This window comes from Neorhizobium sp. R1-B, assembly GCF_004368875.1.
GTDB lineage: Bacteria > Pseudomonadota > Alphaproteobacteria > Rhizobiales > Rhizobiaceae > Neorhizobium > Neorhizobium huautlense.
In genome coordinates, this window is record NZ_SOEM01000011.1 from 53,203 (window position 1) to 70,417 (window position 17,215).

Below are 17,215 nucleotides of genomic sequence, written 5' to 3' on the forward strand. Positions count from 1 at the left end.
CGGGCCGCGTTCATCCGGGGTGGGGCGTTATCGATGCTTGAAGGGGCCAACCAGATCTCAGCTGGCGATATAGCAATTGTCGGCATGGCTTTGAGAGTACCGGGCGCCCGAAATGTAGATGAGTTCTGGAAGAACCTGCGAGGTGGAGTGGAATCCATCCGCACGTATTCACCGGAAGAACTGGTGGCCGCCGGAGAAGATCCCGGGCGCATCCATCATCCCAACTACGTGCCCCGCGGCGCTGAGCTTCCCGACATGGAAATGTTCGATGCAGAATTCTTCGGTCTGAACCCGAAGGAAGCCGCTATCATGGACCCTCAGCATCGCCAGTTTCTGGAATGCGCCTGGGAGGCCATGGAGGATGCCGGCCGGACCCCCACCCCGCATGCCCACTCCGGTCCGGTCGGCATTTTTGCCGGTTGTGGCATGGGTAGCTATTTTTTCTTCAACGTCTGCAGCAATCGCAATCTTGTCGATCAGGTGGGCATGTTCCTGCTGCGCCATACCGGCAACGACAAGGATTTTCTCGCTACGAGGGCATCCTTCACCTTTGATTTACGCGGTCCGAGTGTGAATGTGCAGACAGCTTGTTCGACCTCGCTCGTCGCCACGCACTACGCCTGCCAGAGCCTCATCTCCGGTGAATGCGACATGGCACTCGCCGGTGGCGTGACAATCGAGTTTCCGCATCGACACGGGTACCTGTTCCAAGAGGGAGAAATTCTCTCGCCGGATGGACACTGCCGCGCGTTCGATCACCGAGCAGCCGGAACCGTATTCGGGAGTGGCGTCGGGGTCGTGGTTCTGCGTCGACTTTCCGATGCCTTGCGCGATGGAGATGTCATCCACGCCGTCATCAAAGGAACCGCGGTCAACAATGACGGAAACAGCAAGGCCGGCTACCTGGCGCCCAGCGTCAGCGGGCAGGCTGAGGCTGTGCTTGAAGCCCATGGGTTGGCCGGCGTTGCGGCGGAGACGATCCAATATGTGGAGTGTCACGGTACGGGTACCTTCCTGGGAGACCCGATCGAGATCGAGGCTTTGACCGCGGCTTTCCGCCAGAGCACCGACAAAACAGGTTTCTGCCATGTCGGGTCGGTCAAATCGAATATTGGCCATCTGGACACTGCCGCCGGCGTCGTTGGCCTCATCAAGGCAGTTCTGGCGATCAAGCATGGTGAAATCCCGCCGACGCTTGGCTTCGAGCGCCCAAACCCATCCATCGACTTTGAGAGAAGCCCCTTCCGGGTCAACAGCAAGCTGCTGAAATGGCCTCAGATATCGGGGCCGCGCCGCGCCGCTGTGAACTCTCTCGGCGTGGGCGGCACAAATGCCCACGCCATATTGGAGCAGGCTCCGTGCCGCTACGTGCCCGCAAGCGAGACGGTGGGTTCCCAGGCGGACGACGCGGATCCGCTGCTCCTGTTTCTTTCCGCCCGTCAGCGCAAGACGCTTGATGCAATGACTGAGCGGCTTGCTTCTACAATATCGAGCCAGCCGGATATTTCGCTGGACGACATCAGTTACACCCTGCGCCATGGCCGCAGGCACTTCGATCATCGCATGGTGCTTGCTGTCCGCAATCGGCAGGATGCCATAACGGCGCTTTCAAATGCGGCGAGCCGAGGTTTTGTTCATCAGCATGTACCGGCCCAATCCGGCACCGTGTTCCTTTTCCCTGGTGGCGGCGTCCAATATGTCGGCATGGCGAAACGGCTCTATTCGGAAGATCCGAAATTTCGCTCGACGGTCGATGAAGGCCTTTCCTACCTGCCAGCCGATGTGGCGGCCCGGATCCGGAAAACTTGGCTGGTGGAGGGGAGCCCCGCCGCAGCGGAAGCCTTCCTTCGCCCCTCGCTCCAGCTCCCGGCGATCCTGATTGCGGAGATCGGCCTGGCTCGGTTGTGGATGGAGTGGGGCGTCAAGCCAAAGGCTCTGATCGGCCATTCCATGGGCGAGAACGCTGCGGCATGCGTGGCGGGCGTGATGTCGTTCCAGGATGCGGTGCACCTCGTGCATCTGCGCGGCCAGCTGTTCGAGACAATTCGTCCGAGCGGTATGCTCAGCGTGCCGATCGATCGGGAAAGGCTCGCAGAACTCCGGCCGCCGTCGCTTGACGTGGCCTCGATCAATGCTCCGTCGCTCTGCGTCGTTTCCGGCCTCAATGAGGATCTCGAAGCGTTTCGGGAAACTTTGGCGAAACAGGGTATCGATGCGACACGCGTTCCCATCAACATCGCCGCGCATTCCCGTCTGGTCGACCCCATTCTCAAGCCGTTCGAGACCTTTCTTCGTAGTATTGCTCTTCGCGCTCCGACAATCCCGATCCTATCGAATCGTACGGGCTTGCCGCTCAGCGCCGAAGAGGCGACCGACCCGATGTATTGGGTCGGTCACCTTCGTTCGACCGTTCATTTTGCTGACGGATTGGCGACGCTTTCGGCCGATCCCGGATTGGTCTATATCGAGGTGGGCCCCGGGCGCGTCCTGTCGTCGCTGACAAAGGCGCAAGGCTCCGTCCCGGCGAACCAGGTCATCAACAGCCTCCCGCATCCGGACGAGAATACGGACGACAGACTTTATTTTCTCTCAGCCGTCGGCAGGGTCTGGGCCGTGGGGATTGAAGTCGACATAGACCGCATTTGGGAGGGACGTTCTCCCCGACGTGTCCGGCTGCCGACCTATCCGTTCCAGCATCGGCGGTTCTTCATTGACCGCGCGGCCGTCAGCAATAGTCAACAGGCTGCCGAGTCTATTCTCTCCAAGGAGCCGGATATCGAACGGTGGGGGTATCGTCCCGCCTGGAAGCGGACACTGGCAGACTATGAGCCCGGTAACGAGAAGGATTGCCAATCATGGCTTTTCTTCCTCGACGAGGGAGGTTTTGGCCTTCGGCTGGTCGAGCGGCTTCGCTCGGAAGGCCACCGTGTCGTGACCGTATCTTTGGGCGACGCCTTCGTTCGTCACGGTTCAGCAGCGTACATGCTTTGCCCCGAATTCGGGCGATCAGGATATGACGCATTGATCGCCGGGCTTGCAGCTGACAAGAACCTTCCGACCCGTATCGTCCATATGTGGCTTCTTACGCAGCAGGAGACCTTCCGGTCCGGTTCGAACTTCTTTCATCGTAATCAGGAATGCGGTTTCGACAGCCTGCTGCACCTCGCTCAAGCCCTGGGTGACGCGGGCGGGACCGCGGATGTTCACTTCACGCTCGTGACCAACGGAATGCATCAGGTGGGCGACGAGCCGTTGCCTTATCCGGAGAAAGCCACGATCCTCGGCCCGGGCCTCGTCATGCCCAAGGAGATGGCCGGGGTTACCGTCAAGGTGATCGACGTCGATCTGCCGCGAGATGGGGGGGAAGGCAAGACCGGCTTCTTCTCCCGCCGGAAAGGCAAAGGCTCCGGACAGGGGATGTTGGGCGAGACCTCGCTCGTTGAGCAGCTTTGGGAAGACCTTCATGCCAAGCCCGGGTCCGAGCTGGTCGCCTACCGCAACGGGCGTCGCTGGACCCAAATCCATCAACGGATGCCATTAAGAGAGATAGCGTCGGAGGGGACAACGCTCCGCCGGCATGGTGTCTATTTCGTCTCCGGCGGCTTGAGTGAGATCGCCCTTGCGCTCGCCGGAAAGCTTGCGAGCCAGTTCCAGGCGCGGCTCGTCCTAGTGGGCCGGATAGCTTTGCCGCCGCGTGAAGAGTGGGATTTCTACGAACGCACCCATGGCCATGACAATATCCGAAGGGCGGTTTCGGCGATCCGAGCAATGGAGGAAAAGGGTGCAGAGGTGCTCTATCTCCAAGGTGACGTCGGAAACCCCGAGCAGATGGCGCATGCCGTCGAGGCGTCGCTTGCTCGTTTTGGTGAAATCAACGGCGTGTTTCATGCAGCCGGCGTGGTGGATGATGGCCTTATCCAGACGAAAACACGGGATCAAGTCGAGAGAGTACTGACGCCAAAAGTGCTCGGCACCACAGTACTCGATGCGGCCTTCGAAAATGTGAAACTCGACTTCTTCCTGATGTTCTCGTCCACCAGCACCGACGTCGTGCGAGCCGGCCAAGTCGACTATGTTGCCGCAAACGCCTATCTCAATGCATTTGCGCAAAGCCGGTCACGCCGAACCGATCGGGCCACCATCGCCCTTCATTGGGGGGTCTGGAACGAGGTCGGGCTTGCGGCCCGCGCCTTGGGTCTGGCAGTCGATCAAGACCGTGTGCGGCCTGTTGCCGGGCCGGCGTCCGGCCCATTTTTTCAACACTGGACGGAGGACGAGACCGGAACGCCGTGGCTCGAGGCAACGATCAGCCCACAGACCGAATGGATGCTGAACGAACACCGGCTGGTTTCAGGTCAAGCCGTGATGCCCGGTACGGGCTATCTCGAACTGATTGCGCAGGCGGCGCGGGAGTACGGATTGCCGTTGCAGGCCGATATGGAAGATCTCGTCTTTCTGAAGCCGCTAGTCTTCGCCGACGGAGACACCAAGACCCTGCGGGTTCGGCTTGAATCGGTCGGGGAGCGTTTTCGTGTCGCCATTGTCGCCGGGCCGGCAGAAGGCGGCGAAACGGCTCTTTTCGTCAAGCATGCCGAAGCAACGCTCACGCCCCGAGAAGTGCAAGAATCTCGCGTTGTCGATGTTCCGGCGTTGGCTCTTTCATTTGGGGAAAGGCGCGTGGCGGTTGGCGACGAGACGTTGCGGGCCGTGCAGGAGAACCACATCCGGTTTGGTCCCCGTTGGGCAGTTCTTCACTCGGTGGCGATCCACAAGCGCGAAGCCCTTGCCGAATTGCGTTTGGATTCCTGCTTCGCGGAAGATCTAACGAAAGGCATGGTCCTGCATCCGGCGCTCCTGGATATCGCAACCGGTTTCGCGTTGGAACTCGCGGCGGGCTATGCCGCCGCAGCTGGCCTCTGGGCACCTGCCGCCTATGGACGAATAGTGCTCCACAAGCGGCTTCCGACTGAAATCATCAGCCATGTCCGCCTCTCCGACAGCAGCGATCTCGGCGAGGGATATGCCGCCTTCGATGTGATGATCATGGATCGGCTGGGCAATCTTGTCTTCGAAGCTGAGCGATTCGTCATGCGTCGGCTGGAAAGCGATGTTGCGCTTGGAATATCTCATCCAGAGGTGCCAACGGCTTCTCATAAAAAACATGCAACGCCGTCCCCGGCTCTGTTGAAGCTCGGCACACAGGTCAGAAACGGCATCCTCCCCGAAGAGGGCTTCACAGCACTTCTGCGTGCGCTGGGGACGTCAGAACCGCAGCCGATCATCAGTTCGATCGATCTTGAATTGTTGCGGAACTGGGTTGCTGCAACCGCCGAGCCGGCAGCGCCGACCGGCGACAATTTCGAAAGACCTGACCTCGACAGTGAATTTGTAGCGCCGCGCAATCCGATCGAGGAGACACTGGCCGGATATTGGCGCGAACTTCTCGGCATTGCCAGGATCGGCATTCACGACGGCTTCTTCGATGTGGGAGGGCACTCGCTGATCGCAGTTCGACTCTTCCGCATGATCAAGAAGGAATACGGGTTGGACCTGCCGATCTCGATGTTGTTCGAAGCGCCTACCATTGCCCAATGTGCCGAACGCATTGCTGCCGAGCGACCGCAAGGAAACGAGACAGTCCGGCCAGAAACGAAGGCAGCAGAAGTTTCGAGGAGTAAACCACTTCACCTGGTCTTGATGAATCCTGGCCGCAATGCCGAAGCGGCTCCCTTGTTCATCTGCGCGGGCATGTTCGGCAACATCTTGAACCTGCGCCATCTGGCGATGTGCATGGGCGCGGACAGGCCTGTCTACGGACTCCAGGCACGCGGGCTCTACGGGGACAACGAGCCGCATCTCACTTTCGAGGAAATGGCCGCCGACTACATCGCCGAGATTAAAACGGTACAGCCGCATGGGCCGTATCTGCTCGCCGGATATTCGGGCGGCGGCATAGCCGCCTATGAGATTGCCCGTCAGCTGGTGGAGGCGGGCGAACAGGTTGCGCATGTGGTCATGCTGGATACGCCCCAGCCGAGGGAGCCGGAACTGGCCTTCCTAGACCGGGTGGTGATGAAAATGCAGGATATCCGCCGCCACAAGAGGAATTATCTCGGAAAATATCTCCGCGACCGCCGGCGCTCCCGGGCTGAAAACCTTGCCAGGCAAGAGGCCGAACGGCAGGTCGGCACAACGGAGCATTTCAACAACGAGAAGATCGAGATGGCGTTCCGACGAGCTGCCTTCCAGTATCAGGTAAAGCCGTATGCGGGTTCTGTCACGCTCTTCCGTCCCAAGCCGGCCGTCTTCTATCGCCTCAGCGGAGGACGTTGTCTCAGGGAGAACCGCGCCATTCTGCTGCCGGACAACGGCTGGAGCGAGCATGTCGGCGCCTTGAGGGTTTCGGAGGTGCCGGGCGATCACGACAGCATGGTCCTGGATCCCTATGTCCGCGTCCTCGCGGAGCGGATGCGTGCGGTCGTGGCCGACGCTGCGGCAAACTCTGGGATAAGAACGGATGCCTCACACGCCCGCGATGGAGAACGGGTCGAACCGCAACAGGTCATCGAACTTGCATAGTGCTCCTATTTTGCATCCGCAGGTGCAAGGAGCGAGGAGATTCCTTTGGCCGAAGCAGTGACTTCCCGTGACTGGCAACCGGAGCCTTCCGGACCCGGAGACGATCAGGGATCCGGAATTCAGCCGGTTCCGACGGTATCGGATCCGGGGTCTCGCGGCTTTCGCAATCTCATCATGCGTGCCGCGGGATGGACGGTGATTGGGTATGTCCTTCCGCAATTTCTCAGGATTGCAAGCAGCCTGATCCTCACCCGTCTGCTGGTCCCGGAAATGTTCGGAATAATGGGCGTCGCCATCATGGTGCAGGTCTCGATAGCCATGCTGTCGGATCTGGGGCTGAGGCCGGCTGCGATCCAGAGTAGGATGGGGGACGAGCAATCCTATCTCGATACGGCTTGGGTGCTCCAGTTCCTGCATGGGTGCCTGATCTGGTTTGCCTGCATCCTGGTCGCCATCATCGTGGGATATGGAGCCCGATACGAATGGTTTCCTGAAGGATCGGTCTATACTGCGCCCGAACTTCCGACAGTCATCATCGCCGCATCATTCGGCACCATCATCATGGGCCTGCAATCCACAAAGATCATCACGGCCTACCGGAATCTCAATCTCGGACGCCTGACCGTCATCGAGATTGTGGCTCAAATCATAAGCCTGGCTACCGCCGTCTTGCTGGCATTCTACACCGGCTCAATCTGGTCTTTTGTGATCTCTGCCCTGGTCTCATCCTTGGTTACGACCATCCTAAGTCATGTCTGGCTGCCTGGAGTTTCGAACCGTTTCCGTGTGCAGCGGGAAGCTTTGAGCGATCTGCTCCGCTTCGGCCGCTGGATCCTGCTATCGTCGATATTAACGGTCATAGCTGCCAATGGTGACCGCATTCTGCTAGCAGGTTGGACCAGTCCCACGATGCTGGGGCTCTATATCCTCGCCCTCAATCTTATTGCGATGCTCGAGGGGGCCGGAGGGCGCCTTTTTTCCAGCGTGGCTATGCCTGCCTTGAGCAAAATTGCCAGGGAGCGGCCGGAAGATTTGCCTGCCGTCTTCCTGAAAATGCGCCTGCCTTTCGATCTCGTTTTTATAGGCAGTGCTGGCGCGGTCTATTCGGGCGGACGAATGCTCATCGAGTTCCTGTATGACGATCGTTATGTCGATGCCGCTCTGATTATCGAAATCCTCTCTTTCAGTCTAATTGCTGGGCGGTTTCTTATGTTGTCGGCAGTCTACCAAGCCGTCAACGAACCCCGAAACCAAAGCGTCCTCAATCTTGTCCGTGCGATCTCGATTTTCGTGTGCCTGCCTGTCGCTTATTATGGATTTGGATTCGAAGGAGCTCTGTGGGCAATCGCTCTTCACAGCCTGCCGATCCTGCCCTTCGTCTTTTACTTCAACAGACGCAATCGGCTTAACAATCCTCTTTATGAGATCAGCGTGCTGTTTGTTTGGCCCGTCGGATATCTTGCCGGACATTTGGCGGTGACGGCGGTCGAGATGATCGGGATCAGCTTTTAGTGAGTGCGGAGAGGGATAGTAAAATTCTACCGCCAAAGACGTAGTGTACTTCTCATTCCTGTATATTGCTGGCGGATAAAGGGAAAATATTATTCTCGTAACAATAGCGCCGCCGAACAAGCTTATCTATCCGCATTCGAACAAGCTCGTCTTTCAAATCGAGGCTCCTTGCATGAAGCATATGTCCTCCCGGCTATTCGTGCCTGAGAAGCGAAAGCGTTCCAGTGCCCAATCGTGCTCACCGATAGGACTGTCATGAGATGACCGCGGAAGGGGGGCATGTGGAAAGGGTTTGGGCAAGCGGATCGCGGGAGCCGGACATAGGTGGCCCTACCCGCGATGACTGTGACGGCGGCTTTCCTGATAACATTTCGAGATCATCCGCCAGGATGCTTCGGCCTCTGTTGATTGCAGAGGCAGCCAACCCGGAATGGACGAGCGTGCCCTTGGTCGGCTGGAACCTCGCAAGGTCGATCATGGAAAGGACCAACGGCCTTATAGTGACTCAGATCAGAAATCGTGAGGCTTTCCTCCGGGCCGGTCTCGTTGAAGGCCGCGATTTCCTGACCATCGACAACGAAGGGGTTGCTCGTCTTCTCCATTGGCTCAGTAAATATCTGAGAGGAGGGGAGAACAAAGGTTGGACGGTCGTCACGGCGCTTTCTTCCTTCTCCTACTACAGCTTTGAGCGAGAGGTCTGGCGGTTGCTCGGCAGCCGACTGAAAGCGGGCGAGTTCGATCTCGTACATAGGATTACGCCGCTTAGCCCGACCAGCCAAAGCCCAATTGCTATCCGACTGAGCAAACACAAAATACCCTTCATTTTAGGGCCTCTCAATGGAGGCTTGCCCTGGCCGAAGGGTTTTACAGAGGTGCGCAGCCGTGAACGCGAATGGTTGTCGCTATTCAGGAGGCTCTATCGGCTAATGCCTTTCTATCGGGCGACCAGGATGCACGCCGCAGCGCTTGTTGCCGGATCCCGTCACACGTTCAGTGAGCTTCCGGAAAGCTGCAAGAAACGAGCCTTTCTGATTCCTGAAAACGCGGTCAATCCGGAACTGTTTCCGTTCCGGTTGCGTCAGCTTTCTGGCGACAGGCTGACTGTCGCCTTTGTTGGCCGGCTGGTTCCGTATAAGGGGGCCGACATCCTGATCGAGGCAGTCGCCGCCTATCCCGGCGGCCTGAAGATCGATGTGCTGATAATCGGTGATGGTCCTCAAAGGAGCGAATTGGAGGACGCCGTTCGGCGGAAGGGGCTTGGCGACAGGGTTCGTTTTGCAGGCTGGGTTCATCACAAGGATTTGGCTGCGGTGCTGTCGGAATCTCACGTTCTGGCACTGCCAAGTGTCCGCGAATTCGGAGGCGGCGTCGTCCTGGAAGCAATGTCGATGGGGCTCGTTCCGATCGTTGCCAACTACGGCGGGCCGCCGGAGTTGCTTGATGAACAGTCTGGAATATCGATAGATTTCAGCGACCGACAGACGTTGACCACCGGCTTCCTGGCTGCATTCCAGAGGATAGAAGCCAGCCCAGAGCTCGTCGCTCTTTTGAGCAACGGCGCGGCGCTGCGTGTACGACAACGATACACTTGGGATGTAAAGGCGAATGAAATGTTGCAGATCTACAAATGGGTTGTGGAGAGTGCTCCCAAGCCAACTCTGGATGTAGATGACCCTACGTAAAGCGAAACCAATACTTTATCAGAACTTTATTTTGATCTCTTGGTAAAGGAAATGGTAATTGAATATAGACTAAAGTACGTTTTAGTCGTATATTAAGCTCCATAAATAGTCGAAGAAAAAAATGGCAGTCTGTTTGGGGTAGTTGTAACTGCAGTTCCCAGGGGGGTGCGCCCTTGCCTGGGGAGGGGGTAGCATGAGTTCAACGACAAGCGGCTATGGCCGCTCTCCTGCCGTGTCTGAAACCTTTCGAATTATGAGTGAAATGCCGAAGCTTGCGGAAAAAGAGAACGCAAGCAAGGCCGATCTCAGTCATAACGAGTCGCTCGTCATCATCGATGCGAGAGCTCTTGATCGTGAATGCCTCGCAAAAGCGCTTGTCGGGCGGGGTCTGCAGATGGAGGTCTGCGCCGTCGGCTCCATCGAAGAATGGAGAAGGGAAAAGGATCTTTATCCTCCGGTTCAGGCCGTCTTGTTCAACATTGGCAGCCGGAAGGCAGACGATCCCGCACTTGCAAACGACATTTCCAAATTGATGGCAGAGTTTAGATCTCCGCCGATCATCGTCCTTTCGGACTCCGATGATCTCGGGCAAATCGTGAAAATGCTGGAATACGGCATCCGCGGTTTCATCCCGTCCTGCGTCGGTATCGGTGTCTGTGTTGAAGCCATCAGCTTGGCTGTTGCCGGCGGTGTCTTCATTCCTGCCAGCAGCATCCTATCCATGCGGCATTTGGTGAACACTTCGCCGACAAGCGAACAGCGATCTCTTTCGGGGATGTTCACGACGCGTCAGGAAGCGGTGGTCGAGGCGCTTCGCAAGGGCAAGGCTAACAAGATTATCGCCTATGAACTCAATCTGCGCGAAAGCACAGTCAAGGTTCATATCCGGAACATCATGAAGAAGTTGAAGGCTACAAACCGAACGGAAGTCGCCTATAAACTCAATGATATGTTTCCGTACGGACAGGTAAACTAGCCGCTGCCCGTTGGGCTTATCCTTGAATATTCCAGCTGCGAACGGCGGGTTCGCAGTTGTGGTATCGAAGTCTCCGCCGGGCTCATGTGGGGCCGGCAATTGTTCGGGGAAAGGATTGGCTGCCATTGCACAGCAATCCGCTTAGAGTGTCCTTTGTGCGTCCAGGCGGACGTACAAAGGATGCTCTATCTCAACAGAATCTACGGCATCGGCCCGAAAATCCATTCCGATTTTCGGGCCGATATCGTTGCGGGATCAAAATCAAAGCGAGGGTTTCGGGAGAGGTTTCCAGTTTGGGTCCGGCCAGATGAAGGGATTGCCGTCCGCTTGTGGCCGGGTCTCGGCGAAATAGCTCCGGCAGCGGCCGACCTCATCGGGCTCTCGAGCAAGAGTCCAATAGGTGTGGCATACTTTTTCGACGATCACCTGGCGACATTCTTCCATGCTTGGTGAATGTCTCTGTTCCCGTTTGAGGAAGTCCTGCACCGATTCCCACGCGATCCTCTGCAAGTCGGCCACCAGGGCAGGCGAAACTGTCGCAGGCGCCTTTGCTCCTTCCGGCGACTGGTGATAGATCGCGGCATAATGAACAGCTGCCATGAAGTAGATGCCTGCATCAGTCAGATGCACGTCATCCCGAAAGATCTGGCCGAGGACTTCCTTGGTGTTTCCCTGTATACCGGGGATTTTTCCCTGAAGCGCCTGATCCACGAGCTCAATCAGGGCGGTACCGCCCGGCACGACCGATAGATTGGCCGGTCGGTTTTCCGACCGTAACGTCAGCCTCACCTTCTCGGCGACACATTGCCACGCGACGGATACGTTCTTCTCATGTTCGAGCCATATCGGCAGCTTGTTCTCATCAACGGCGAGCCATGTATGGACATAGAGTGTTCTTCCTTGAGGATTGCCTTCCATCAGGCGGTCGTGGATATGGCGGAGATATCCGATCGCGTTTTCCCAAATGACATTGCCGAGAACGCCGTGATTCTCCGCAATGACCAGCGTGTCATAAGGTCGTCCCGTCTTGATATGGCGTGCGTGACGCAATTCGTCAGCGACATTCAAGCCTTCGCCGTCGCGGTTTTTCCCATAGCCGTAGCCGGCCCAGGGCTTATCGTTCTCGCCGCCCCAGGTGCGAAGCCGCAGAGGAGCGCCGGGGATATTCTGCTGTTCCCAGGCGATCTTGTTGCCTTTGCTCTTCGCGATCAGTTCGACCCAGTCCGGCAACGGATTGTCGATGAGGCTGTGACCGGTAAAGAAAATCTGGGCGGAATCCCGCCGGTCCGCGAGTGATCCTCCATCCTGCGGTCGCGCGTCGATTGCCAGCAGCAATGCAAGGGCAGAGGCAACGGCAAATAGAGGCTTCTTGGGAGCAATCACCAGCTTTCGCCTTTCCTAAGGTTTCAGGGTTTAGTCCACCCGGCTGCCATGCTTCGTCCGCTCCATTGCATAGACTTGCGTAAATTGCCGGAAGAAGGAGAGCCGGGACGTGTGGCTGGTGGCAGCATATACTGGAGCCAAGCGCCTCTTCACCCTGTCCAAGAGGTGCAATTGTATTCCTACCCCTTTTGGGGGAGAAGCGGCCGAGGTGCTGCGGCACCTCCATCCAAAGCATAAGTGGGCAAGGTTCGGCGCAGCAGCCTAGGATATCGAGCTGGAACCGCGAGAACCCCGATGTCCACAAATCCTATCAACGGCAGATCGACCTCCGTCATTAGCCTGATCATTCCCGTCCATAACGAGGAGGCGGCAATCGGCCCATTCCTGGATGCGACCAGGGCGGAACTCGATCCCTTACATGCCGAAGGCATCGAGTTCGAGTTCATCTTTATCAACGATGGTAGCCGGGACAGGACCGCCGATCGCCTGATCGAGGCTCAGCGCTCCGAGCCTCGCATCCGGATCATCGATCTGTCTCGCAATTTCGGCAAGGAGGCCGCGATGACGGCCGGGCTTGATGCCTGCCGAAGCGATGCCGCCATTCCTATCGATGTCGATCTGCAGGATCCTCCCAATGTCATCCCGCTGCTGCTGGACAAATGGCGTGAGGGCTACGAAGTGGTCGTGGCCAAACGCTCAGACCGGTCGAGCGACAGCTTTCTCAAGCGCAGCACCGCTTCGATGTTCTACCGCCTGCACAACCTGATCGCTTCCCAGGAGATACCGCCGGACGTGGGTGATTTCCGGTTGATGGATCGTCAGGTGATCGATGCGCTGCGGCAGCTTCCCGAACGGCGCCGTTTCATGAAAGGGCTATTTGCCTGGGTGGGCTTCCGGACGGCTGTTGTCGAATATGCGCGTGAGCCGCGTGTGGCGGGACAATCGAAGTTTTCCGGTTGGCGCCTGTGGAATCTGGCGCTCGAAGGGATCACCTCGTTCTCCAGCGTGCCTCTTGAAATCTGGACCTATGTCGGAGCATCGATCTCTGCCCTCTCGTTCGGCTACGGGCTCCTGACGATCATAAAGACACTCTACTTCGGCGTGGAAGTGCCTGGTTATGCTTCGCTGCTGGTGAGCATGCTGTTTCTTGGCGGCGTTCAACTGATTGGGATCGGTATTCTTGGTCAATATCTAGGCCGCGTTTACGCCGAGATCAAACAGCGGCCGATTTATATCGTCCGGCGGGAAATCAGCCCACAGCCGCAAGACAATCTTGTTTCGATAGGCCAGCGCACGCGCCGCCGCCGGTCCACCAGATCCGTATGAAAATCGAATTTAGCGGAGGGCATCGCGGTGAGCTTTCCCCCAACTGATCAGCTGCCTGCGAGCCAAAGTTCCTGGCGCGCTGTTCCCGTGTCGCCGAACTTCCGCGAGTTGGCGTGGGGACATGTTCTTCCGATCACCCTCATCGCCCTCGTGGTTATGGGCATAACGCTGAGGGTCATCAACCTGCTTTTCGAAGCGTCGCTTTGGGAAGACGAGATATTTTCGGTGGCTATGGCCGAAAGTCCGGTAACCGATCTGCTTCTGGCGGCGCTACGTTTCGACACGCATCCACCTCTCTATTATGTTCAGTTGCACCTGTGGGCGGCGCTGGATGACAGTGATCGCTGGTATATTCTCAACTCGACGCTGTTCAGCATCATAGCCATCATAGCGCTTTTCGAGACGTGCCGGCGGATCTATGGCTGGACTGTCGGCCTTTGGGCCGCTGCGATCTTCGCATTGATGCCGCTACAGCTCTTCTTTGCGGAAAACGTACGGATGTATCCGATGCTTGCCCTGCTGCAGATCGGGCTTTGGTATGTGCTTCAGCAGATGATTGTGGAAAAGCGGGCGACGATGCGGCAGTTGTTCGTGGCGCTGTGCCTCGGTCTTGCTGTGACCTTTACGCATGGCCTCGGCTTCTTTGTTACATTCTTCCTGTTCCTTCATGCCGGTTTACGCCTCTTCAAAGCCACGCCGGCACGAGACTTCCGTCTCTTGCTAGCCACCTATGTGGTCGTTGCCCTGGCTGCCCTTTATCCTCTGGCGATTGGTGCCGTCCGGCAGACCGAAGGCGTTTCAGGATTTGATCTTCCAGCGATTGGCATCCATCTGACGCTGACCTTGCTGGGACTGGAGTTTCCATGGCCGACGATCGCGGGACTGCTCGCTCTGCCGCTGATGGTTCTATTGCCTTTGACCAAAACCCGCGACCGCTGGATCGGAATCTTCCTGGTTGTCGTTCCGATCGGCGTGTTGCTTGCTATATCTCTGTTGGCGAAACCGGTCTTCATCTACCGGACGCTTGGCCTCTTCCTCCCGTTTTTAGCGATCTCGCTTGCGCTTTATGCGGATACCGCTTTCAAGGAGAGGATAGTTGCTCATCGTGTGGCGGCTTCGGTCATCGTCCTCCTGATGCTTTTCGGCGGCGTCAACTACACGATGACCTTCGAAAAACGGGGGTACCGCGAGGTCGTCGTAGCCTGGGAAGCCCGGTCGGCAGAGGATGCCATCATCATGACCAATGGCCCCTCTGAATTCTGGGCTGTTCTGCGTTACCTGGGCGACGGTACGGGAAGGGTCAGCGCACTTGAGATCCAGCCGCCCGTGCGGGATGGCATGTTGCGCCTCAGGGAGAAGCTGGATGGCTTCGGAGCCGCAAGCCTCGGGTTGTTCGGCAAGGCGGACCATGCCGTGGTGGGCAAGCGGCACGTCTATCCCTATGTGGCGCAGGACATAATTGCCGTTTCCCCAGAGGTATGGATTCTCAATCCGAAATCGGAGAATTGCGTGCTTGGCGATGCGGAAATCCCGCTTGAGCAACGCGACGCACTTTCTTTGGCGGGGCACAATCTTACAAAATGCCGCAACCTTCAATTCGGCTTGAAACAATAGTTCGGTCTTGGAAGGATCATCGGCGGGAAACCGATGCAGGCATTGCCTTGCTTATTTTGGCAGCCAGCCTGCTGCCAACGCGTGATCCACGGAAAGCGGCAGGCGCACGATCTGGCGCTCTCTGGCCGACGCATAGATTGCTGTCACAAGCTCGATCGAGTGATAACTTTCCTGAATCGATGGCAGATATAGGTCCGGTTCTCCGGTCAGTCTTGCATGGACATCCGCGAATAGTCCGGGAAATCGTGGACGGACCTCGGGTACTTGACGAGTTGCCGCGTCGATCTCCGCCTGCCGCGAAGAATCGGTGGCTTCGAACGTCCACGGCCCGGCCCCGATCTGATAAGGCTCGGTGCCCGAGGTAACTGTGACATGCTCGAAACACATCCGCAGCCGCGAGCTGTTTCCAGCCGCACCCAAAGTGACTGAGGACGTGATCAGCGCACCTGTTGCAGTGCGCATCGAAAGCACAGCGCAATCTTCCGTCTCGATCGGATTGACGCGGGTATCAAGGAAGGCGGCAACCTCCACCACATCTCCTACGAGATGAGTCGTCAGATTGTGGATATGACAGGCATGGCTGACGAGCACGCCGCCGAGTTCGCCTTTCCAGGTGCCCCGCCAGCGTTCCGCGTAATAATCAGATCCGCGTTGCCAATGCGTCTCCAGCGCTACCACGTAAGGCCGGCCCAGGAGACCGCGGACCTTCAGTTCATGCGCGGCGCGGTAGCCGGCGCCATAACGATACTGAAATACCGGAAAGACCTGGCGTCCCGTTCGTGTGGAAAGCTCGGCGATCCGGCGCACTTCGGTTATTGAACCGGCAAGGGGTTTTTCGCAGACGACATGCTTGCCTGCTTCAAGCGCGGTGAGCGTCATTGGCGCATGCAATTGAGGCGGCAGGCAGATGTCGACCAGATCCACTTTGGGGTCGGCGAAGACCTCGCTGATATCGGGAACTGCCCGGCTGCCCGGAGCTTGTTGCGCTGCTTCCTCGGCGCGGGGAAGGTTAAGGTCGCAGACGTACCGGACATCGAACAGATCGGCCAATTCGGCGTAAGCGGCGATATGAGCCTTGCCAATTCCCGCGCCGATGACGGCGACACGGATACGCTCTGTCATCGAATTGCTTTCTCTTCCGCGATAAGTTGCGCCTCCAATGCCAGTCGGGTGGCCAGAAACGCGTGAGACTGTGCCATGGCGGTCTCGGTTCGCCTTTCCACGTCGGCAACCAAATGGGCGAAGAATGGTTTTCCGGCGCCTCTCGCCTCGAACCGCAGCACGCCCGACTTATCGACAAGGAAAACGTGGTCCTGGCCGTCATGGCCGGCGATATCAATGTATTTACGAAGCTCGATATAACCTTCCGCTCCCAGAATGGTCATCCTGCCGTCGCCCCAGACTGGAAGACCGTCCGGCGTCAGCCAATCCACCCGGGCATAGCCGCGCCCGCCATTGCCTTCGAGCAGCACCTCGCCGAAATCCTGAAATGTTGGCCGATCCGGATTTGCGACATTGGTCACATGGGCAGAAACCACACGTGCCTCTGTCGATCCGGTGAAATGCAGGAACTGGTCGAACTGATGGGCGCAGATATCAGCGAGAATCCCGCCGCAGCGGGCTCTGTCCCAGAACCAGTCCGGCCGGAGATGCGCATTCAAGCGGTGCGGCCCGAGGCCAACCGTTTGAACCACCTTGCCGATGCGGCCCTCGGCAATCAGCTGATCCGCCAGGGTAGCGCTCTCGACGGAGATGCGTTCGGAAAAGGATACGACCCAGCGCCGACCGGTCTCTCCGACGGCGCGCTGGATGTCTGCCAGCTGATCCAGGCTGGTGCAGCCGGGTTTGTCGACCAGAACGTCCTTGCCGTGCGACATCGCCGCCACCGCGATTTCGGCGCGTTCGCTGTTAATCCCGGCCGAAAGCACAAGGGTTATACTCTTATCCTCGAGGATGGCCTGCATCGGACGGGCCGGCAGATCCGGATAGGTTTCCTGGAATGTCTTGCGAGCCGCCTCCGGGGTCTCCTCGCCCGTCGTCCACGCAACGAGCGTGGCCCCGGCATCCAGCATGCCGTTGATCATGCCGTAGATATGTCCATGGTCTATGCCGATGACGCCGATGCGAAGGTTGAAGGCCATGG

The 17,215-nt window shown here is 57.9% G+C and carries 9 protein-coding genes; 6 read left to right on the forward strand and 3 right to left on the reverse strand.

Annotated elements, in window-relative coordinates:
• Positions 1-33: 33 nt before the first annotated feature.
• The 4 genes from EDE05_RS16195 (at position 34) to EDE05_RS16210 (ending at position 10,749) form a co-directional block, all read left to right on the forward strand.
• A complete protein-coding gene (locus EDE05_RS16195) occupies positions 34-6,579 on the forward strand; it encodes a type I polyketide synthase (protein ID WP_132411268.1) in 6,546 nt (2,181 codons plus the stop codon).
• Positions 6,580-6,753: 174 nt separating this feature from the next.
• Positions 6,754-8,091 (forward strand): oligosaccharide flippase family protein, encoded by a 1,338-nt coding sequence (locus EDE05_RS16200; RefSeq protein WP_245422939.1) that lies wholly within the window; start codon positions 6,754-6,756, stop codon positions 8,089-8,091.
• Positions 8,092-8,495: 404 nt separating this feature from the next.
• On the forward strand, positions 8,496-9,773 hold the full coding sequence (locus EDE05_RS16205) for a glycosyltransferase family 4 protein (RefSeq protein ID WP_157949064.1): 1,278 nt from the start codon (positions 8,496-8,498) through the stop codon (positions 9,771-9,773).
• Between the two features lie 262 nt (positions 9,774-10,035).
• The gene (locus EDE05_RS16210) at positions 10,036-10,749 is read left to right on the forward strand and encodes a response regulator transcription factor (RefSeq protein ID WP_245422948.1); all 714 of its coding nucleotides are present in this window, start codon (positions 10,036-10,038) and stop codon (positions 10,747-10,749) included.
• Positions 10,750-11,010: 261 nt separating this feature from the next.
• Here the strand turns inward: EDE05_RS16210 and EDE05_RS16215 are convergent, their stop codons facing one another.
• Positions 11,011-12,132 carry a hypothetical protein gene (locus tag EDE05_RS16215; RefSeq protein WP_245422938.1) on the reverse strand — a complete coding sequence of 374 codons (1,122 nt, stop codon included), beginning with the start codon at positions 12,130-12,132 and terminating at the stop codon, positions 11,011-11,013.
• A gap of 294 nt (positions 12,133-12,426) precedes the next feature.
• Between EDE05_RS16215 and EDE05_RS16220 the strand changes: the two genes are divergently transcribed.
• Together EDE05_RS16220 and EDE05_RS16225 are read left to right on the forward strand one after the other, a co-directional pair.
• On the forward strand, positions 12,427-13,458 hold the full coding sequence (locus tag EDE05_RS16220; RefSeq protein ID WP_105373133.1) for a glycosyltransferase family 2 protein: 1,032 nt from the start codon (positions 12,427-12,429) through the stop codon (positions 13,456-13,458).
• Positions 13,459-13,485: 27 nt separating this feature from the next.
• Complete coding sequence (locus EDE05_RS16225; RefSeq protein WP_105373132.1) at positions 13,486-15,072, forward strand: glycosyltransferase family 39 protein; 1,587 nt, start codon at positions 13,486-13,488, stop codon at positions 15,070-15,072.
• A 51-nt stretch (positions 15,073-15,123) separates the two neighbouring features.
• Here the strand turns inward: EDE05_RS16225 and EDE05_RS16230 are convergent, their stop codons facing one another.
• Together EDE05_RS16230 and EDE05_RS16235 are read right to left on the reverse strand one after the other, a co-directional pair.
• A complete protein-coding gene (locus EDE05_RS16230) occupies positions 15,124-16,194 on the reverse strand; it encodes a Gfo/Idh/MocA family oxidoreductase (protein ID WP_132411274.1) in 1,071 nt (356 codons plus the stop codon).
• Entirely contained in the window at positions 16,191-17,213 is a 1,023-nt protein-coding gene (locus EDE05_RS16235; protein ID WP_105373130.1) for a Gfo/Idh/MocA family oxidoreductase, read from the reverse strand. Before EDE05_RS16235 ends, EDE05_RS16230 begins: the two co-directional genes overlap by 4 nt.
• Positions 17,214-17,215 lie beyond the last annotated feature (2 nt).